The sequence below is a fragment of the Enorma burkinafasonensis genome, from assembly GCF_902150035.1.
Lineage (GTDB): Bacteria > Actinomycetota > Coriobacteriia > Coriobacteriales > Coriobacteriaceae > Enorma > Enorma burkinafasonensis.
Map to the genome: position 1 here is coordinate 306,483 of NZ_LR597501.1, position 15,188 is coordinate 321,670.

The 15,188-nt window shown below is 68.7% G+C and carries 13 protein-coding genes and 2 tRNA genes; 6 read left to right on the plus strand and 9 right to left on the minus strand.

Translation table 11 applies throughout. The annotated features are described in order from the left end of the window. The first annotated feature begins 113 nt into the window (after nt 1–113). From sufC to sufU, 5 genes are read left to right on the plus strand one after another with little or no spacing between them, the layout of a single operon-like run. Complete coding sequence (sufC, locus tag FS885_RS01335; RefSeq protein WP_144743196.1) at nt 114–890, plus strand: Fe-S cluster assembly ATPase SufC; 777 nt, start codon at nt 114–116, stop codon at nt 888–890. A gap of 9 nt (nt 891–899) precedes the next feature. Next, nucleotides 900–2,312: a Fe-S cluster assembly protein SufB gene (gene sufB / locus FS885_RS01340; protein WP_144743197.1), complete on the plus strand. Its 1,413-nt coding sequence runs from the start codon at nt 900–902 to the stop codon at nt 2,310–2,312. Further along, nucleotides 2,312–3,622, plus strand: a complete 1,311-nt coding sequence (locus FS885_RS01345; RefSeq protein ID WP_144743198.1) for a SufB/SufD family protein — start codon at nt 2,312–2,314, stop codon at nt 3,620–3,622. Before sufB ends, FS885_RS01345 begins: the two co-directional genes overlap by 1 nt. Then, nucleotides 3,619–4,962, plus strand: coding sequence for an aminotransferase class V-fold PLP-dependent enzyme (locus FS885_RS01350; protein WP_186365722.1), 1,344 nt, complete (start codon nt 3,619–3,621; stop codon nt 4,960–4,962). Before FS885_RS01345 ends, FS885_RS01350 begins: the two co-directional genes overlap by 4 nt. After that, nucleotides 4,955–5,374: a Fe-S cluster assembly sulfur transfer protein SufU gene (sufU, locus tag FS885_RS01355; RefSeq protein WP_144743199.1), complete on the plus strand. Its 420-nt coding sequence runs from the start codon at nt 4,955–4,957 to the stop codon at nt 5,372–5,374. The genes FS885_RS01350 and sufU overlap by 8 nt, the downstream gene beginning before the upstream one ends. Before the next feature lie 217 nt (nt 5,375–5,591). Here the strand turns inward: sufU and FS885_RS01360 are convergent, their stop codons facing one another. From FS885_RS01360 to FS885_RS09865, 7 genes are all read right to left on the minus strand, one after another. Further along, nucleotides 5,592–6,596, minus strand: a complete 1,005-nt coding sequence (locus tag FS885_RS01360; protein WP_144743200.1) for a GGGtGRT protein — start codon at nt 6,594–6,596, stop codon at nt 5,592–5,594. A gap of 18 nt (nt 6,597–6,614) precedes the next feature. Continuing rightward, complete coding sequence (locus tag FS885_RS01365) at nt 6,615–7,349, minus strand: iron-sulfur cluster assembly scaffold protein (RefSeq protein WP_144743201.1); 735 nt, start codon at nt 7,347–7,349, stop codon at nt 6,615–6,617. A 162-nt stretch (nt 7,350–7,511) separates the two neighbouring features. Next, nucleotides 7,512–8,252 (minus strand): coenzyme F420-0:L-glutamate ligase, encoded by a 741-nt coding sequence (locus FS885_RS01370; protein WP_222419856.1) that lies wholly within the window; start codon nt 8,250–8,252, stop codon nt 7,512–7,514. 181 nt (nt 8,253–8,433) lie between these two features. Continuing rightward, nucleotides 8,434–8,509: transfer RNA gene (locus FS885_RS01375), tRNA-Lys, on the minus strand. 17 nt (nt 8,510–8,526) lie between these two features. Beyond that, a tRNA-His gene (locus FS885_RS01380) sits at nt 8,527–8,603 on the minus strand. A gap of 103 nt (nt 8,604–8,706) precedes the next feature. Next, a complete protein-coding gene (locus tag FS885_RS01385) occupies nt 8,707–9,165 on the minus strand; it encodes a VanZ family protein (RefSeq protein WP_144743202.1) in 459 nt (152 codons plus the stop codon). A 7-nt stretch (nt 9,166–9,172) separates the two neighbouring features. Continuing rightward, complete coding sequence (locus tag FS885_RS09865; protein WP_186365723.1) at nt 9,173–10,393, minus strand: hypothetical protein; 1,221 nt, start codon at nt 10,391–10,393, stop codon at nt 9,173–9,175. 328 nt (nt 10,394–10,721) lie between these two features. On the opposite strand from FS885_RS09865, the gene FS885_RS01395 reads away from it, so the two are divergent. Further along, nucleotides 10,722–11,498: an SDR family NAD(P)-dependent oxidoreductase gene (locus tag FS885_RS01395; RefSeq protein WP_144743203.1), complete on the plus strand. Its 777-nt coding sequence runs from the start codon at nt 10,722–10,724 to the stop codon at nt 11,496–11,498. A gap of 25 nt (nt 11,499–11,523) precedes the next feature. On the opposite strand, the gene FS885_RS01400 is transcribed toward FS885_RS01395, so the two are convergent. Next, nucleotides 11,524–12,498: a magnesium transporter CorA family protein gene (locus FS885_RS01400; RefSeq protein WP_144743204.1), complete on the minus strand. Its 975-nt coding sequence runs from the start codon at nt 12,496–12,498 to the stop codon at nt 11,524–11,526. 178 nt (nt 12,499–12,676) lie between these two features. Next, nucleotides 12,677–14,800, minus strand: coding sequence for a transcription termination factor Rho (gene rho, locus FS885_RS01405; RefSeq protein ID WP_144743205.1), 2,124 nt, complete (start codon nt 14,798–14,800; stop codon nt 12,677–12,679). Nucleotides 14,801–15,188: the final 388 nt, after the last annotated feature.

A 15,188-nucleotide genomic window follows, 5' to 3' on the forward strand; every position in this document is an offset into this window, starting at 1 on the left:
TGAATTCCTAGTGAAATAGTCGGAATTAACCTTGACTTCACGGGTTTTCATCTTATCTTTAATCCGAGATAATTCCTAGGATTAACGTCCGAGCGTACCGCAAGGAGCACATCATGCCCATCACTCCGCTGCTCGCCATCGACGGCCTCACCGCCTCGGTCGACGAGAAGTCCATCCTCCATGATATCCACCTCGACATCCCCGCCGGCGAGACCCATGTCCTCATGGGGCCCAACGGCGCCGGCAAGTCGACGCTCGGCCACCTCATCATGGGCGACCCGGCCTACACGCAAGACGCCGGAACCATCACCTTCGACGGGCAGGACATGACCGACCTCTCGCCCGACAAGCGCTCGCGCGCCGGCATCTTCCTCTCCTTCCAGGCGCCGGTCGAGATCCCCGGCGTGCCGCTGTCGAGCTTTCTGCGCGCCACCAACGCCGGCCGTCCCGGCCTCGAGATGAAGGGCAAGGAGTTCCGCCGCCGCATGAAGGAGCTCTGCGCGGCGCTCGACATGGACCCCGCCTACCTCAACCGCGAGCTCGGCGTGGGCTTCTCGGGCGGTGAGAAGAAGAAGGTCGAGATGCTGCAGCTGCTCCTGCTCAAGCCCAAGCTCGCGATCCTCGACGAGACCGACTCGGGCCTCGACGTCGACGCGCTCGGCGTGGTCTCGCGCGGCATGGACCTCTACCGCAAGACCTGCGACGGGACGCTGCTCATCATCACCCACAACACGCGCATCCTGGAGCACCTTGAGGTCGACCGCGTCCACGTGATGGTGGACGGCCGCGTCGTGCGCGAGGACGACGCCTCGCTCATCGACTGGATCGACGAGAACGGCTTCGAGAGCTTCGAGCGCGCGGCCGGCGCCGACGGCGCCCGCACCCAGTAGGAGGCTGCCGTGGCCAAGCAACGCACCGAGGTCGCGGACATCGACCGCACCCTCTACGACATAACCGACAGCGAGGAGGGCTTCGACCGCCTCGACGCCGGCCTCACGCCCGATATCGTGCGTGAGATCTCCGAGCGCAAGGACGAGCCGGAGTGGATGCTCGACTTCCGCCTGAAGTCGCTCGAGACCTACCTCCGCATGCCGAACCCCACCTGGGGCCCCTCCATCGCGGGCCTCGATATGGACCACATCGTCACCTACGTGCGGCCCAACACCGACCAGAGCGCCACGTGGGACGAGGTGCCCGAGGACATCAAGAACACCTTCGAGCGCTTAGGCATCCCCGAGGCCGAGCGCAGCTACCTCGCCGGCGTGGGCGCCCAGTACGACTCCGAGCTCGTGTACCACAACATGCAGGATACGGCCTCGAAGATGGGCATCGTCTACTCAGGCATCGAGGAGGCGCTGCACGTCCCCGAGTGGGAGGCGCTCATCCGGGAGAAGTTCATGACGCTCATCCCGCCCACGGACCACAAGTTCTCCGCGCTCCACGGCGCAGTGTGGTCGGGCGGCTCGTTCGTCTACGTGCCCGCCGGCGTGAAGCTCGACTTCCCGCTCCAGAGCTACTTCCGCCTGAACGCCAAGGGCGCCGGCCAGTTCGAGCACACGCTCATCATCGTGGAGGACGACGCGGACCTCCACTTCATCGAGGGCTGCTCGGCACCCAAGTACAACGTGGCGAACTTGCACGCCGGCGCCGTCGAGCTCTTCGTGGGCAAGCGGGCGCACCTGCGCTACTCGACCATCGAGAACTGGTCGAAGAACATGTACAACCTGAACACCAAGCGCGCCCGCGTGGACGACGAGGGCGAGATCGAGTGGATTTCCGGCTCGTTCGGCAGCCACGTGGGCTACCTCTACCCCATGAGCGTGCTCAACGGCCGCAAGAGCCGCTCGAGCTTCACGGGCATCACGTTCGCCGGCGCGGGGCAGAACCTCGATACCGGCTGCAAGGTGGTGCTCAACGCCCCCGACACGAGCGCGACCGTCGAGACGAAGGGCATCTCCAAGGGCGGCGGCATCCAGACCTTCCGCAGCTCCGTGGTAGTGACGCCCAAGGCCGAGGGCGCGCGCGTGAGCGTGAGCTGCGCCTCGCTCATGCTCGACGACGAGTCCCGCTCCGACACCATCCCCGCGATGGACGTGCGCGCGAAGAACGTCGACATCGGGCACGAGGCCACCATCGGCCGCATCGGCGACGACAAGGTGTTCTACCTCATGAGCCGCGGCATCCCCGAGGAGGAGGCGCGCGCGATGATCGTGAACGGCTTCGCGAACCCGGTGGCCAAGGAGCTGCCGCTCGAGTACGCCGTCGAGATGAACAACCTCATCAAGCTCGAGATGGAAGGGGCGATCGGCTGATGGAGCAGCTGAAGATCAGGCACGCGAGCGCCATGCCCGCCCCCACGTGGCGCTGGCTGCACATGAACGATACCGAGATCCGCCTGCCCGCGGAGCTCGTGCGCACGGGGGACGTCGAAATCGAGGCGGCCGACGAGCTGCTGAACACCGCGGTGACGTTCGAGGGCGCCGTGGCGGGGCTGCAGGAGCGCGTGGACGCCGCGCGCGCAGGCGCCCCCGACACCCGTGCATGCCTGCGTGCCGCGCTGGGAGCGGACCGCGCGAAGGCCGATTGCGGCGCGCTCGGCGACCTCGACGTGCCCGCCCTCTCCACCTATCAGGAGCGCACCGCGCGCGAGGAGGTGGCAGGCGACGTCGCCCGCGCCTTCGAGACGGGCATCGGCACGGACGCCCGCTCGTACCTCAACTTCGCCGCCGGCGAGACCGTGACCATCGCGACCGGGACGGGGGCCGAGGGACGCGCCTGCGTGCGCGTGAACGGCGAGGCGGGGGCGACGGTCGCCTCGAGCATCGACGCCGTCGCGGCGCCCGACTCGACCCTCTCGCTCACGATCGCGCTCGACGCGGCAGGCGACGGCGGGAGCGGCGAGCCGCAGGGCGCATCCGGCGTCGTGGGCTCCGAGCTCCGCGTGTTCGCCGGCGCCCGCTCGCGCGTGGACGTCACCGTCTTCGTCACGGCCGATTCCGGCTTCACCGCGCTCGACGACTCGGGCTACGTGCTCGACGAGGGCGCCCGCGTAACCGTGCGCCACATCGTGCTCGGCGGCGGCACCACCGCCACCGGCATGGCCGCCGACCTGCGCTCGGATACCGCGCGCCTCGACATCGACACCCGCTACCTCGCCGCCGGATCGGAGGTGCGCGACTTCAACTACGTCGTGCGCCACCGCGGCAGAAGGACCGTTTCGAACATCATCGCCAACGGCGTGCTCGCCGGCACGAGCAAGAAGTGCCTCCGCGGCACGATCGACCTCGTCCACGGCTGCAAGGGCAGCGAGGGCACCGAGCGCGAGACCGTGCTGATCGCCGACGAGGGCGTCGAGAACAAGACCGTCCCCACCATCCTCTGCGACGAGGACGACGTCGCGGGCAACCACGGCGCCACCATCGGGCACGTGCGCCCCGAGCAGCTGTTCTACCTCGAGAGCCGCGGCGTCTCCCCCGAGGCCGCCGAGGCCCTCTTCATCCGCGCGAAGCTCGAGGACGCCGCGCTCTGTGCACCCGACGGGCGCATCCGCGCGGCCGTCGTGCGCCTGGGCGACCGGCTCATCGACGGCTTCGCCGAGGAACTCGAAGGAGATGCCGCATGATCGATACCGATTCCGTAGCCTGCGAGAGCTGCACCGCGCCCGCACCGGGCATGGTCGACGCGAGCGACGCGGCGTCCCGCGCCTGGCCGCGCGTGGACATCGAGACCAACCCGTTCAAGTCGGCGTTCCCGCTGTTCACCGAGCATCCCGACATCGCCTTTTTGGACAGCGCCGCCACCGCGCAGCGCCCCGCGTGTGTGCTCGAGGCCCAGCGGCGCTTCTACGAGACCATGAACGCCAACCCGCTCCGCGGCCTGTACAGCCTCTCGGTCGAGGCGACCGAGGCCATCGCGGGCGTCCGCGCCCAGATCGCCGGCCTCATCGGCGCCATCGACGACGCCGGGACCCCGCGGGCGCGCGAGGTGGTCTTCACGCGCAACACGAGCGAGTCGCTGAACATCGTGGCCCGCTCCTTCGCGCCCAGCGTGCTCGGGCCCGGCGACGAGGTGGCCATCACCATCATGGAGCACCACTCCAACCTCATCCCCTGGCAGCAGGTCTGCGCCGCCGCGGGCGCGAGGCTCGTCTACCTCTACCCCACCAAGACCGGCGAGCTCACCGACGCCGAGATCGCCGCTAAGGTGGGCCCCCGCACCAAGATCGTCGCCGCCGCGCACGTCTCGAACGTGCTCGGCGTCGAGAACCCCATCGAGAAGCTCGGCCGCGCGGTACACGCGCAGGGCGGCTACCTCGTGGTCGACGCCGCGCAGTCCGTGCCGCACCTGCCGGTCGACGTCCGCGCGCTTGGCGCCGACTTCCTCGCCTTCTCGGTGCACAAGGCGCTCGGCCCCATGGGCGTGGGCGTGCTCTGGGGGCGCTATGAGCTGCTCGACGCGATGGAGCCCTTCCTCACCGGCGGCGAGATGATCGACTCCGTGACCGAGCAGGGCGCCGTCTGGGCGCCGGTGCCCGAGAAGTTCGAGGCCGGAACGCAGGACGCCGCCGGCATCTACGCTACGGGCGCGGCCCTCGACTACCTGGTGAACCAGGTGGGCTACGAGACGGTACAGGCGCGCGAGGCGGCGCTCGTCCACTACACGATGGGCCGGCTCGTCGAGCTCCCCTACGTGAAGGTCATCGGCTCCATCTACTGGGACCGCCATCACGGCGTCATCAGCTTCAACGTCGACGGCATCCACCCGCACGACGTCGCGAGCATCCTCGACATGCAGGGCGTCTGCATCCGCGCCGGCCACCACTGCGCGCAGCCGCTGCTCACCTGGCTCGGCGTCGAGAACCTCGCCTGCTGCCGCGCGAGCGTGGCGTTCTACAACGACAAGCACGACATCGACGCCTTCGTCGACGGCCTCGAGACGGTCTGGAGGACGTTCAATGGGTAACCTCTACACCTCGACCACCTTCATGGAGCACAACTCGCACCCCGACTACAAGTACGAGATGGACTCCCCCACCCATAGCCACGAGGGCATCAACCCCAGCTGCGGCGACGAGCTCACGCTGCAGCTCCGCGTCGAGGACGGCGTGATCGAGGAGGCGAGCTTCACCGGGCACGGCTGCGCGATCAGCCAGGCATCGGCCGACATCATGGCCGACCTCATCACCGGCGAGACGGTCGACGAGGCGCGCCGGCTCGCCGGGCTCTTCCTCGCGATGGTCCGCGGCGAGGAGCTCTCCGAGGACGATATGGAGGACCTCGACGAGGCAGCCCAGCTCAAGGACATCTCGCACATGCCCGCCCGCGTGAAGTGCGCCGAGCTCGCCTGGCGCACCCTCGACGGCATGCTCGCCTAGGCACGCACCCGCCTTGGCCGGCCGCTCGCGTCCGGTGTGCCCGCCTTCTCGGCGGCTAGCGGCTCGCGCCGCCTCCCCACTCCAATCCGTCCATATCCCACCCGCATCCGCAAATAGCAAAAAACCGCCGCCCGGCCCGAGGGTCGGACGGCGGCTGAACCGCTTGCGCGGAACCCGGCGCGCCACGTGCGGCGCGCCGGGCGATGGACTGTGAAGCCTAGCCGTTCAGGGCGGCGTTCACGGCGACGGCGCACGCGACGGTGCAGCCGACCATGGGGTTGTTGCCCATGCCGATGAGGCCCATCATGTCGACGTGCGCGGGCACCGAGGAGGAGCCGGCGAACTGGGCGCTCGAGTGCATGCGGCCCATGGTGTCGGTCATGCCGTAGGAGGCGGGGCCGGCAGCCATGTTGTCCGGGTGCAGGGTACGGCCGGTACCGCCACCGGAGGCCACGGAGAAGTACTTCTTGCCGGCGAGCACGCGCTCCTTGAAGTAGGTGCCTGCGACCGGGTGCTGGAAGCGCGTGGGGTTGGTGGAGTTGCCGGTGATCGAGATGTCGACGTTCTCGTGCCACATGATGGCGACGCCCTCGCGGACGTCATCGGCGCCGTAGCAGTTGACCTCGGCGCGCGGGCCGTCGGAGTACGGGATCTTCTCGACGATCTTGAGCTCGCTCGTGAAGTAGTCGAACTGGGTCTTCACGTAGGTGAAGCCGTTGATGCGGGCGATGATCTGGGCGGCGTCCTTGCCGAGGCCGTTCAGGATGACGCGCAGCGGCTTCTTGCGGGCCTTGTTGGCGTTCATCGCGATGCCGATGGCGCCCTCCGCGGCGGCGAAGGACTCGTGGCCGGCGAGGAACGCGAAGCACTCGGTGTCGTCACCGAGGAGCATAGCGCCCAGGTTGCCGTGGCCGAGACCGACCTTGCGGTCCTCGGCGACGGAGCCGGGCACGCAGAAAGCCTGCAGGCCCTCGCCGATGATCGCGGCGGCCTCGGAAGCGCTCGCGACGCCCTTCTTGATGGCCAGCGCGCAGCCGAGGGTGTAGGCCCACTTGGCGTTCTCGAACGCGATGGACTGGACGTCGGCGACGATCTCACGCGGGTCGATGCCCTTGTCCTGGCAGATCTGGAGAGCCTCCTCGAGGGAGGAGATGCCGTTCTCGGCGAGGCACGCGTTGATCTTGTCGATGCGGCGCTCGTAACCTTCGAAGCTGATAGCCATGGTTTCTTCCCTCCCTTTCTACTCGTGAACCGGGAACACGGACTCGACGGTGTGCGTCTCCTCGTCCGTGCGCGGGTCGATGTACTTGGCGGCGGCGTCCCACTGGCCGTAGTGGCCCATGGCGCCCTTGATGGCATCCTCAGGCGAGACGCCCTTCTTGAGGGCATCGGTGAACTTGCCGAGGTTCAGGAACTCGAACGCGATGATCTCGTTCTTGTCGTTGAGCGCCATGCGGGTGACGTAGCCCTGGGAGAGCTCGAGGTAGCGAGCGCCCTTGGCCTTGGTGCCGAACATGGTGCCGATCTGCGAGCGCAGGCCCTTGCCGAGGTCGTCGAGGGAGGCGCCCACGGGCAGGCCGCCCTCGGAGAACGCGGTCTGGCTGCGGCCGTAGACGATCTGCAGGAACAGCTCGCGCATGGCCACGTTGATGGCGTCGCACACGAGGTCGGTGTTGAGCGCCTCGAGGATGGTCTTGCCGGGGAGGATCTCGGAGGCCATGGCCGCGGAGTGGGTCATGCCCGAGCAGCCGAGGGTCTCGACGAGGCACTCCTCGATGACGCCCTCCTTGACGTTAAGGGTGAGCTTGCACGCGCCCTGCTGGGGAGCGCACCAACCCACACCATGCGTGAGGCCGGAGATGTCCTTGATCTCCTTGGCCTGGATCCACTGGCCCTCCTCCGGAATGGGCGCAGGGCCGTGGTATGCGCCCTTGGCGACGGGGCACATGCTCTCCACTTCTGCTGAGTACTGCATGCCTCTCCTCTCTGTTGTGCTTGAATCCGGCGAGCCGTGACGAAACGGCCAGCCGAAGCCGACATGCATGACCATTTTAACCCGAAACGGGAGCGGTGGGCGCAACAAGCGGCCGCGAAGATGAAACGGCCCCCTCGGGCCCCGTCGAGCCGCGGCAGGAGCCTACCCCTTATGCGCCCTAACGATGCCGAAGGGCGTGCACTGCGACTCCTGGCCGAGCGGGTTGTCGCGCAGGATCTCGATGAGGGTCTCGGGCGAAAACGGCAGCCCATAGGAACCGAGCACCTCGCCACCCAGGTCGTTCAGGTCGATGACCGCGACCGAGACCTCGCCGCCGAGGGCGCGGGCGATGTCCTCGCAGGCCTTCGAGGGCTCCGCGGGAGAGAGCGATACGTACTGGTTGTACGGCGGGAGCGTGTACGAGCATGGGCCGTCGATGGAGGCAGCCTTGCGGCCCGCGACGAGGTAGAACCAGCCGCGGCGGCCGAAGAGCTTGCCCACCGCGGAGGCGACCGTCGCGAACAGGATGCGCGGGGTGCCGACCTCTTGGAACGCCATCTCCATGGTCTCGGGCATACCGAGCCCGATGCCGGCGGGCGTCTTGGTGACGAACCTGCTGAGCAGGCGCGCGAGCGGGCGCGGGTGGATGTCGGTGAGCTTGACGGCGCGGCCCTGGGTGCAGCCGAGCGCCTTCTCGGACAGGAACACCGTGTCGCCGGGCTGGATGTGCGGACCGACATAGTGCTTCGCGACCTCGCAGATGTCATCTTCGATGTCGAGCACGTGTGTGCGGACGCCGAAGCGGCTGTAGGCGACGCCGTCGACAGTGCGGACCTCGTCCTTATCGGGGTTGACGACCAGGTTGTCGGTCGTGTTAGGGATATCGTCGTGCATCTCTTCCATGATCCATCTCCCGGATATCGTGGCGGCGCGCCGCCTGCGGATGCGCTCGTGTGGCGAATCCATGGTACCTCACCGGCGGCGGGCCGCCGGGCTTGCCGCCCGTCGTCGCGAAATCGCAACGGAGCGATGCGGCGAGCGGTATGAAAAAAGGCCAGATGCTGATCTGACCTCGAAGTGCAAGTGGTGGACCGGCAGGGGTTCGAACCCTGGACCTTGGGATTAAGAGTCCCCTGCTCTACCAGCTGAGCTACCGGTCCGTATGTCAAGAAACATGTGGGGTGGGTACAGGGACTCGAACCCTGGACCTCCGGGACCACAACCCGGCGCTCTAGCCAACTGAGCTACACCCACCGTGTTTCCCCTGCGCCAAAGCGCTTGACTATTATTACAGCACCACGGCTTCTATGCAAGGGTCTTTTTCAAAAAATGTGGCGAGCCGATGCAGAACGCGCGATCATCGGGCCCGACGGCGGCGATACCTGCGGACGAGCGCGAGCGAGATCGCGGCGCCCAAGGTGCAGCCGCACCAGTCCAGAAGGACGTCCGCGATTGCGCCGGACCTCCCCGGCACGAAGAGCTGGATCGTCTCGTCGATGGCCGGGACGAGCGCCAGGAGGGCGACGAGCAAGACGAGCTCCCGCCTCCCCGCACGGCCGTCCGGCGAGCACGCGCGCGCCGTCACGGCGCCGAGCAGCGTGTACTCGAGCAGGTGCCCCGTCTTGCGGACCAGAAGGTTCGACACCCACGCCCCTCCCGCACCCAGCGCCGCGAGCATGTCCTGGAGCGAGGTGGCGACCTGGCGGCTCGCGGCGTCGCTGCCTGCGCCCGGCACGAGCGAGTTGGCCCAGATGGCGACGGCGACCGCACCGGTCGCCGCCAGCCAGGGAATCGATATGCGAAGGCCGCGCGGCACGGGCGCGCTACGCCTCGGCGCGGATGCGCGGGAACGAGGCTGTGCCGCCCTGGATCACGCGCAGGTACTCGTGGCTCGAGCGGCGGACGCTCTGCTGCGGGGCCTGGCCGAGCTCCTCCTCGATGAGCTCGTTCACGTGCTGGTGGCGCTGCGTGACACGGGCGCCCTCGGCGACGGCGCGGGCGCGCTCGGCGCTCGGCGGGATAACGCTCGGCATGGTCTCGGCAGCGGTGCGGCCGGCGGCGTGCTTGCCGATGTACCCCGCAGACGGCGCCAGGACGCGCGCGGGCGCATCCTCCTCGAGCGCCGCGAGGGCGGCGGCCCACATGTCCTCGTGGCCGGAGTAGTCGGCCATGGGAACGAGCGGCTCGCCGTCCGCGGCGACCGGCATCGGAGCGGCGGCGCGGCTCGCGGGCGCCGGCTCCACGGCGGGAACCGAGATCTGGTCGAACGAGGTGTCGTCCATGCGGTCGAGCGACGCGAGCGCCGCGTTGCGCGCGGCCTGGGTATCGAGGTCGTCGAGGGCGGACGCGCGCGCCGTGGAGGCTGCCTCGCTGGCGAGCGAGAGGTAGGTCGCCGTCGTGTCGGCATCGGGGGCTGCGACGCGCTCGGAAGCCTTGACGGGCGCAGGAGCCTGGGAGCGCAGCTGCCCCGTCGCCGCCGCGGGGGCCGGCTGGGCGGCTGCGTGGCCCGCGGATGCGGCGGCAGCCATCCACACGCTCGTGTGGCCGGCGTGCGTGGACGCGGCGGTCTCGCGGCGCAGCTCCTCGAGGGCTATCTCGTAGATGTCCTTGGAGTGCGCGGCATCGCAGCTGATCGGCGAGTCATCGGTGAGCATGGAGTCGATATCGGCCCAGGCGTCCTGCTCGGAGAGGGCGCCCTGGGCGCGCGCGATCACCGGCACGTCCTTGGGGACGCGGCGCGAGGCGAAGAAGCGGCTCGCCTCCGCGCGAGCTGCCTCCGCGACCCGGGTGTGCGTGCGCGGCGAGGCGGAGCCATCCCCGTCGGCCTCGGGCTCGTCCATGCGCGCGGAGATGGCGCCCACGGCGGTGTAGATGCCCACGCCCGCGAGCGCGCCCACGGCGAACGGCAGCGCGCAGGTGCTCACCACCGCGTTCGCCCCCTCGAAGGGCAGCGTCACCGCATAGGCCGCAACGGGCACGGCGAACAGGATGCCGCACGACAGACCCGCGTGCACCGCACGTGTATTCGAATGTGAAGCCGCCATGGCCAACCTCCGTCTCCCCTACCGGTCAGGCCGGTGGGAACCGCCGCCGAAAGCGACGCGCACGGGAACACGATGAATGCGGTTGCCGAGCCCAAGCTCACCTGCAACGGATGTGGTTCGTTTCATCTGCATTTTCCGTCGCGTACGTTATCCCGTATTATGCGAGATGGAACGGCATATTGCAAGGTCTCAACCCGCTCGTGACCATATGCGACCGTTTGCCCGCCGCGTGCTTGACGCGCATGGCTTTGGGGAACAAGCATGGAAAGTGCCGGCATGCGCCCGAGCACCCTCGCGCCCGCCCGTCCACCGTCGATTGGAGCCTTCCATGTCCACCATCGCCATCGTCACCGGTGCATCATCGGGTCTCGGCCGCGAGTTCGTCCGCCTCATCGACGGCGGCGCCGCCGGCCAGGTGGACGAGATCTGGGTCATCGCCCGCAGGGCGGAGCAGCTCGACGCCCTCGTGCGCACCTGCAAGACGGCGGTACGCCCGTTCTGCCTCGACCTCACCGACCCCATGTCCTTCGACATCATCGACGCCGCCCTCGCCGAGGAGGTGGACGTCACCGTGCGCCTGCTCATCAACAACGCCGGGGCCGGCACGTTCGGCTCGTTCGCGCTCATGCGCGAGGGCAGGGCCTCCGAGATGGCGAACCTGCTCATGCGCGCGCCGGTCGAGCTCATCTACCGCACGCTCTCCTACATGCGCGCGGGCTCGCGCATCATCAACGTCGCGAGCGTCGCGGCCTTCATCCCGCAGCCCAAGCTCGCGCTGTACTCCGCGGCCAAGCGCTTCATCCTCGACCTCTCGCGCTCGCTCGACGCCGAGCTCGGCGAGGTGGGCATCCACGTGATGGCGCTGTGCCCCAAGTTCATGCGAACCGAGTTCCTCGACAAGCCGGGCGACGCGCTGGCGGCCCAGCGCATGACGGTGATCGGCTTCGAGAACGTGACCGACGTTGCGGCCGCGGCGCTCAAGGACGCGCGCGCCGGCAAGAGCCTGTGCATCCCCTCGCTCGACATGAAGGCGCTCTACGCCGTCGCGAAGCTCGCCCCCTACCGCGTCGCGCTCGCCGTCGAGCGCCTGATCGGCGCGATCTAGCGGCGGAGGCACCTGGGCGCGGGGGCTAGTGCCACATCCCCTTGCGCTTGAAGATCCACGCGGCGACAAGGCAGCACCCGACCGCGAGCAGGAGCGGGAAGGCCCAGTTGTCGATGAGTGCCACGCCCTCGAAGGGCAGGCCCACGTTCATGCCGTAGAACCCGAAGACGATGTTGGGGATCGCCATGACGATGGTGATGACCGACAGCACCTTCATGACGATGTTCAGGTTGTTCGAGATGATGCTCGCGAAGGCGTCCATCGTGCCGGAGAGCGTGTTGGAGTAGATGTTCGCCATCTCGATGGCCTGGTGAATCTCGACGAGCACGTCCTCGAGCAGGTCCTGGTCATCCTCGTAGAGCGGGATGATGCGGCCCTGCATGATCTTGTTGAGCGTCACCTCGTCGGATTTGAGCGACGTCGAGAAGTAGACGAGCGACTTCTCGAGGTTGAGCATCTGGATGAGCTCCTCGTTCTGCACCGACGCGTGCAGCTTCTCCTCGGTGGCCGACGAGAGGCGGTCGATGCGGCGCAGGTACACGAGGTAGAGCTGGCTGATGCGCAGCAGAAGCTGCAGCAGGAAGCGCGTGCGGAAGCGCGTGTCGACCCCGCGCACGCGCCCGGCCGCCATGTCGCGGATGGGCGCGTTGTCGTAGAGGCCGATGGTCACGAACAGGCTCTTCGCGGGGATGAAGACCATCGAGAGCGGCATGGTGTCGTACATGCGCGCGGTCGCGTCGGCGGGGATGTCGCCCTCGCCCGGCGCGATGGGGTAGTCGACGATCACGAAGATCTGGTTGGCGTCCTCGTCGTAGTCGAGACGGGGCGTCTCCTCCTCGTCGAGGGCGGAGCTCACGAACTCGGGCAGCACGCCCAGCTCCTGCTCGAGCCACGTGCGCTCCTCGGGCGTGGGCGCCACGGCGTTCACCCAGCATCCGGGCTCCGGAGCCTCGATATGCTCCACGCGGCCCGCCGTCTGGGACTTGAGGAACTCGATCATCTGACACCCCTTTCGTCGATTGCGCGTCCTGCGGATGATACCCCATGGATAAGGCGCCCGCGCCTGCACGCGCGAACGCCTTGCGAAATCCGGATAACCTTGATGCGGCCTTGACATCGCGGCGCGCACCGGACGCGGCGCGGGCCGCTCGCCCGGCCGCCGCGCCCGATGAAGGGGCCTAGAGCATGTCGCCGGCGCCCTGGGCGCGCTTCGCCGAGCGGATGAGGAACTCCTCGTTGGAGTTCGTCCCCTTGAGGCCCTTGATGAAGGCCGAGGCGCAGCGCTCGGTGTTGGACATGTTGGCCAGCACGCGGCGGATGCCCCACACGAAGGGGCGCATCTGCTCGGGGATGAGCAGGTCCTCGTTGCGCGTGCCGGACGCGACCGGGTCGATCGCCGGGAAGATGCGGCGGTCGGCGAGCTCGCGGTCGAGCTTGAGCTCCATGTTGCCGGTGCCCTTGAACTCCTCGAAGATGACCTCGTCCATCTTGGAGCCGGTGTCCACGAGGGCGGAGGCGAGGATGGTGAGCGAGCCGCCGTTCTCGATGTTGCGGGCCGCGCCCAGGAAGCGCTTGGGCGGGTAGAGCGCCGCAGAGTCGACGCCGCCGGAGAGGATGCGGCCCGACGCCGGCGCCGCGAGGTTGTAGGCTCGGGCGAGGCGCGTGATGGAGTCGAGCACCACCACGACGTCGCCGCCGAGCTCCACGATGCGCTTGGCGCGCTCGATGACGAGCTCCGAGACGCGCGTGTGGTTGTCGGCCGGCATATCGAAGGTCGAGGCCACCACGTCGCCCTTGATGGAGCGCTCCATGTCCGTGACCTCCTCGGGGCGCTCGTCCACGAGCAGGCAGATGAGGTGCACCTCGGGGTTGTTGATGGCGATGGACTGGCAGATCTTCTTCAGGATCGTGGTCTTGCCGGCCTTGGGCGGCGAGACGATGAGGCCGCGCTGGCCCTTGCCGATCGGGCTCACGATGTCGATGGCGCGGCCGGTGATGGAGTCCTTGCCGTGCTCCATCTTGAGGAGCTCGTTGGGGTAGATGGGCGTGAGGTCGCTGAACTTGGGGCGGTTGCGGATCGCCTCGGGGTCGAGGCCGTTGACCGTCTTGATCTTGGCGAGGCCGGGGAACTTGTCGCCCTGGCGCGCGGGGCGCAGCGTGCCCTCGATGAGGTCACCGGGGCGCAGGCGGGCGGCGCGGATGAGGTTCGCGGGGACGAAGGCGTCCTCGCGGCTGGGCATGTAGCCGTGCGCGCGGATATGGCCGAAGCCCTCGTTCGAGATATCGAGGATGCCGCGGATCTCGCGGAAGCCCTCGGCGCGGGCGGCCGCGGTGTAGATCTCCTCCACGAGCTCGGCCTTCTTCTTGCCGGTCGTGTCGAGGTCGAACTCCTTCGCCTTGGCGCGCAGCTCGGCGACCTTCATGCCCGCGAGCTCCTCGCGCGTGAGGCTCGGTTCGGTCGGGGCGTTGTAGCGGCCGTTGCGCTGCTTGCGGCTCTGGCGGTTGTTGCGGCGGTCGCCGTTGCGCCCGTCCTGGTTGCCCGCGACATGCTCGCGGCGGGCCTGGCCGTGCTGGCGGCGCGGTGCGGCCTGCTCGGGCGCCTGCCCGTCATGGGAGTCCGCGCCCTTGCCCTTCGCGTCCGCTGGCCGTTCGGTGGCCTTGGCATCTTCCGCACGCGCCTCGGCGGCGTCTGCCGGGGCGGATGCGGCGTCTTCGGCCTTGCGGGAGTGCGAGCGGGTCTTGCCCTCGGCGGCGCGGCGGGTGCGGCCGGGGCGCACGTCGGCCTCGGCGGAGGCGGGCGCCTCGAGAGCGGGTTCGGGGGAAGCCTCGGGCGCAGCCGGGGCGGCCTGCTCGGCGGCGCGTTCGGCCTCAACGACCGCCTTGGGCTTGCGGCCGCGGCGGCGCGGGCGCTCGGCCTCGGCATCGGCCGACAGCGCCGGGGCGTCAGGAGCGGGCGCCGGGGCGGTCAGCGCCTGCTCCGCGCGGGCGGCGGCGCGGCGCTGCTTGCGCACGACCGACGCCTGCGAGATCTGCGCGAGCGCGCGGGCCTGCGCCACCTCGGCAGACACCTCGGGAGCGGGTGCGGGATCGGCCTTCTTCCTCGTCGCGGCGCGGCGGGTGCGCGCGGGGCGCTCGGCGGCCGCGGGCTCGGCCTGGGCCGCGGGCTCGGCCTGGGCCGCGGGCGCGGCCTCCTCCCCCGCCGGCTTGGCGGCGCGGGTGCGGCGGCGCGGGCGAGGCGCGTCCGCCTCGGCGGCCGCGGGCTCGGCAGGGACGTTCACGTTTTCTTCAGCCACGGTTTCCATCCAACTTTCTCGTAGGGTCTGGGCTATGACGACGGCGCGCCCCAAGGCGGCCGAACACTCCAAAAGGGTCTTGCTGGCATGAATCCCTCTTCGCCTCTTCGCAAGGGCCGCGCCGGAACATACCGGGACCGGGCGCAGGCGATTCTGTTGATGACAAGGGATTGCGGAAAGCACCGACATGCGGTCGGCACCCATGAAGTGTAGCACAACGAGGGTCTCCGCGGCGCGAGACAAGGAAATCGCAAGCGCGCGGGCGACGCGCCTTGATTATCAACTTTATCCGAACACCTCCCACATTCATCCGCACATGTGCGGATGAATGTGGGAACCCGATACCCTGAGGGCCGGATCGGCCGGCCCCGGGAGATCGGAGGACGGCATGTCCGGA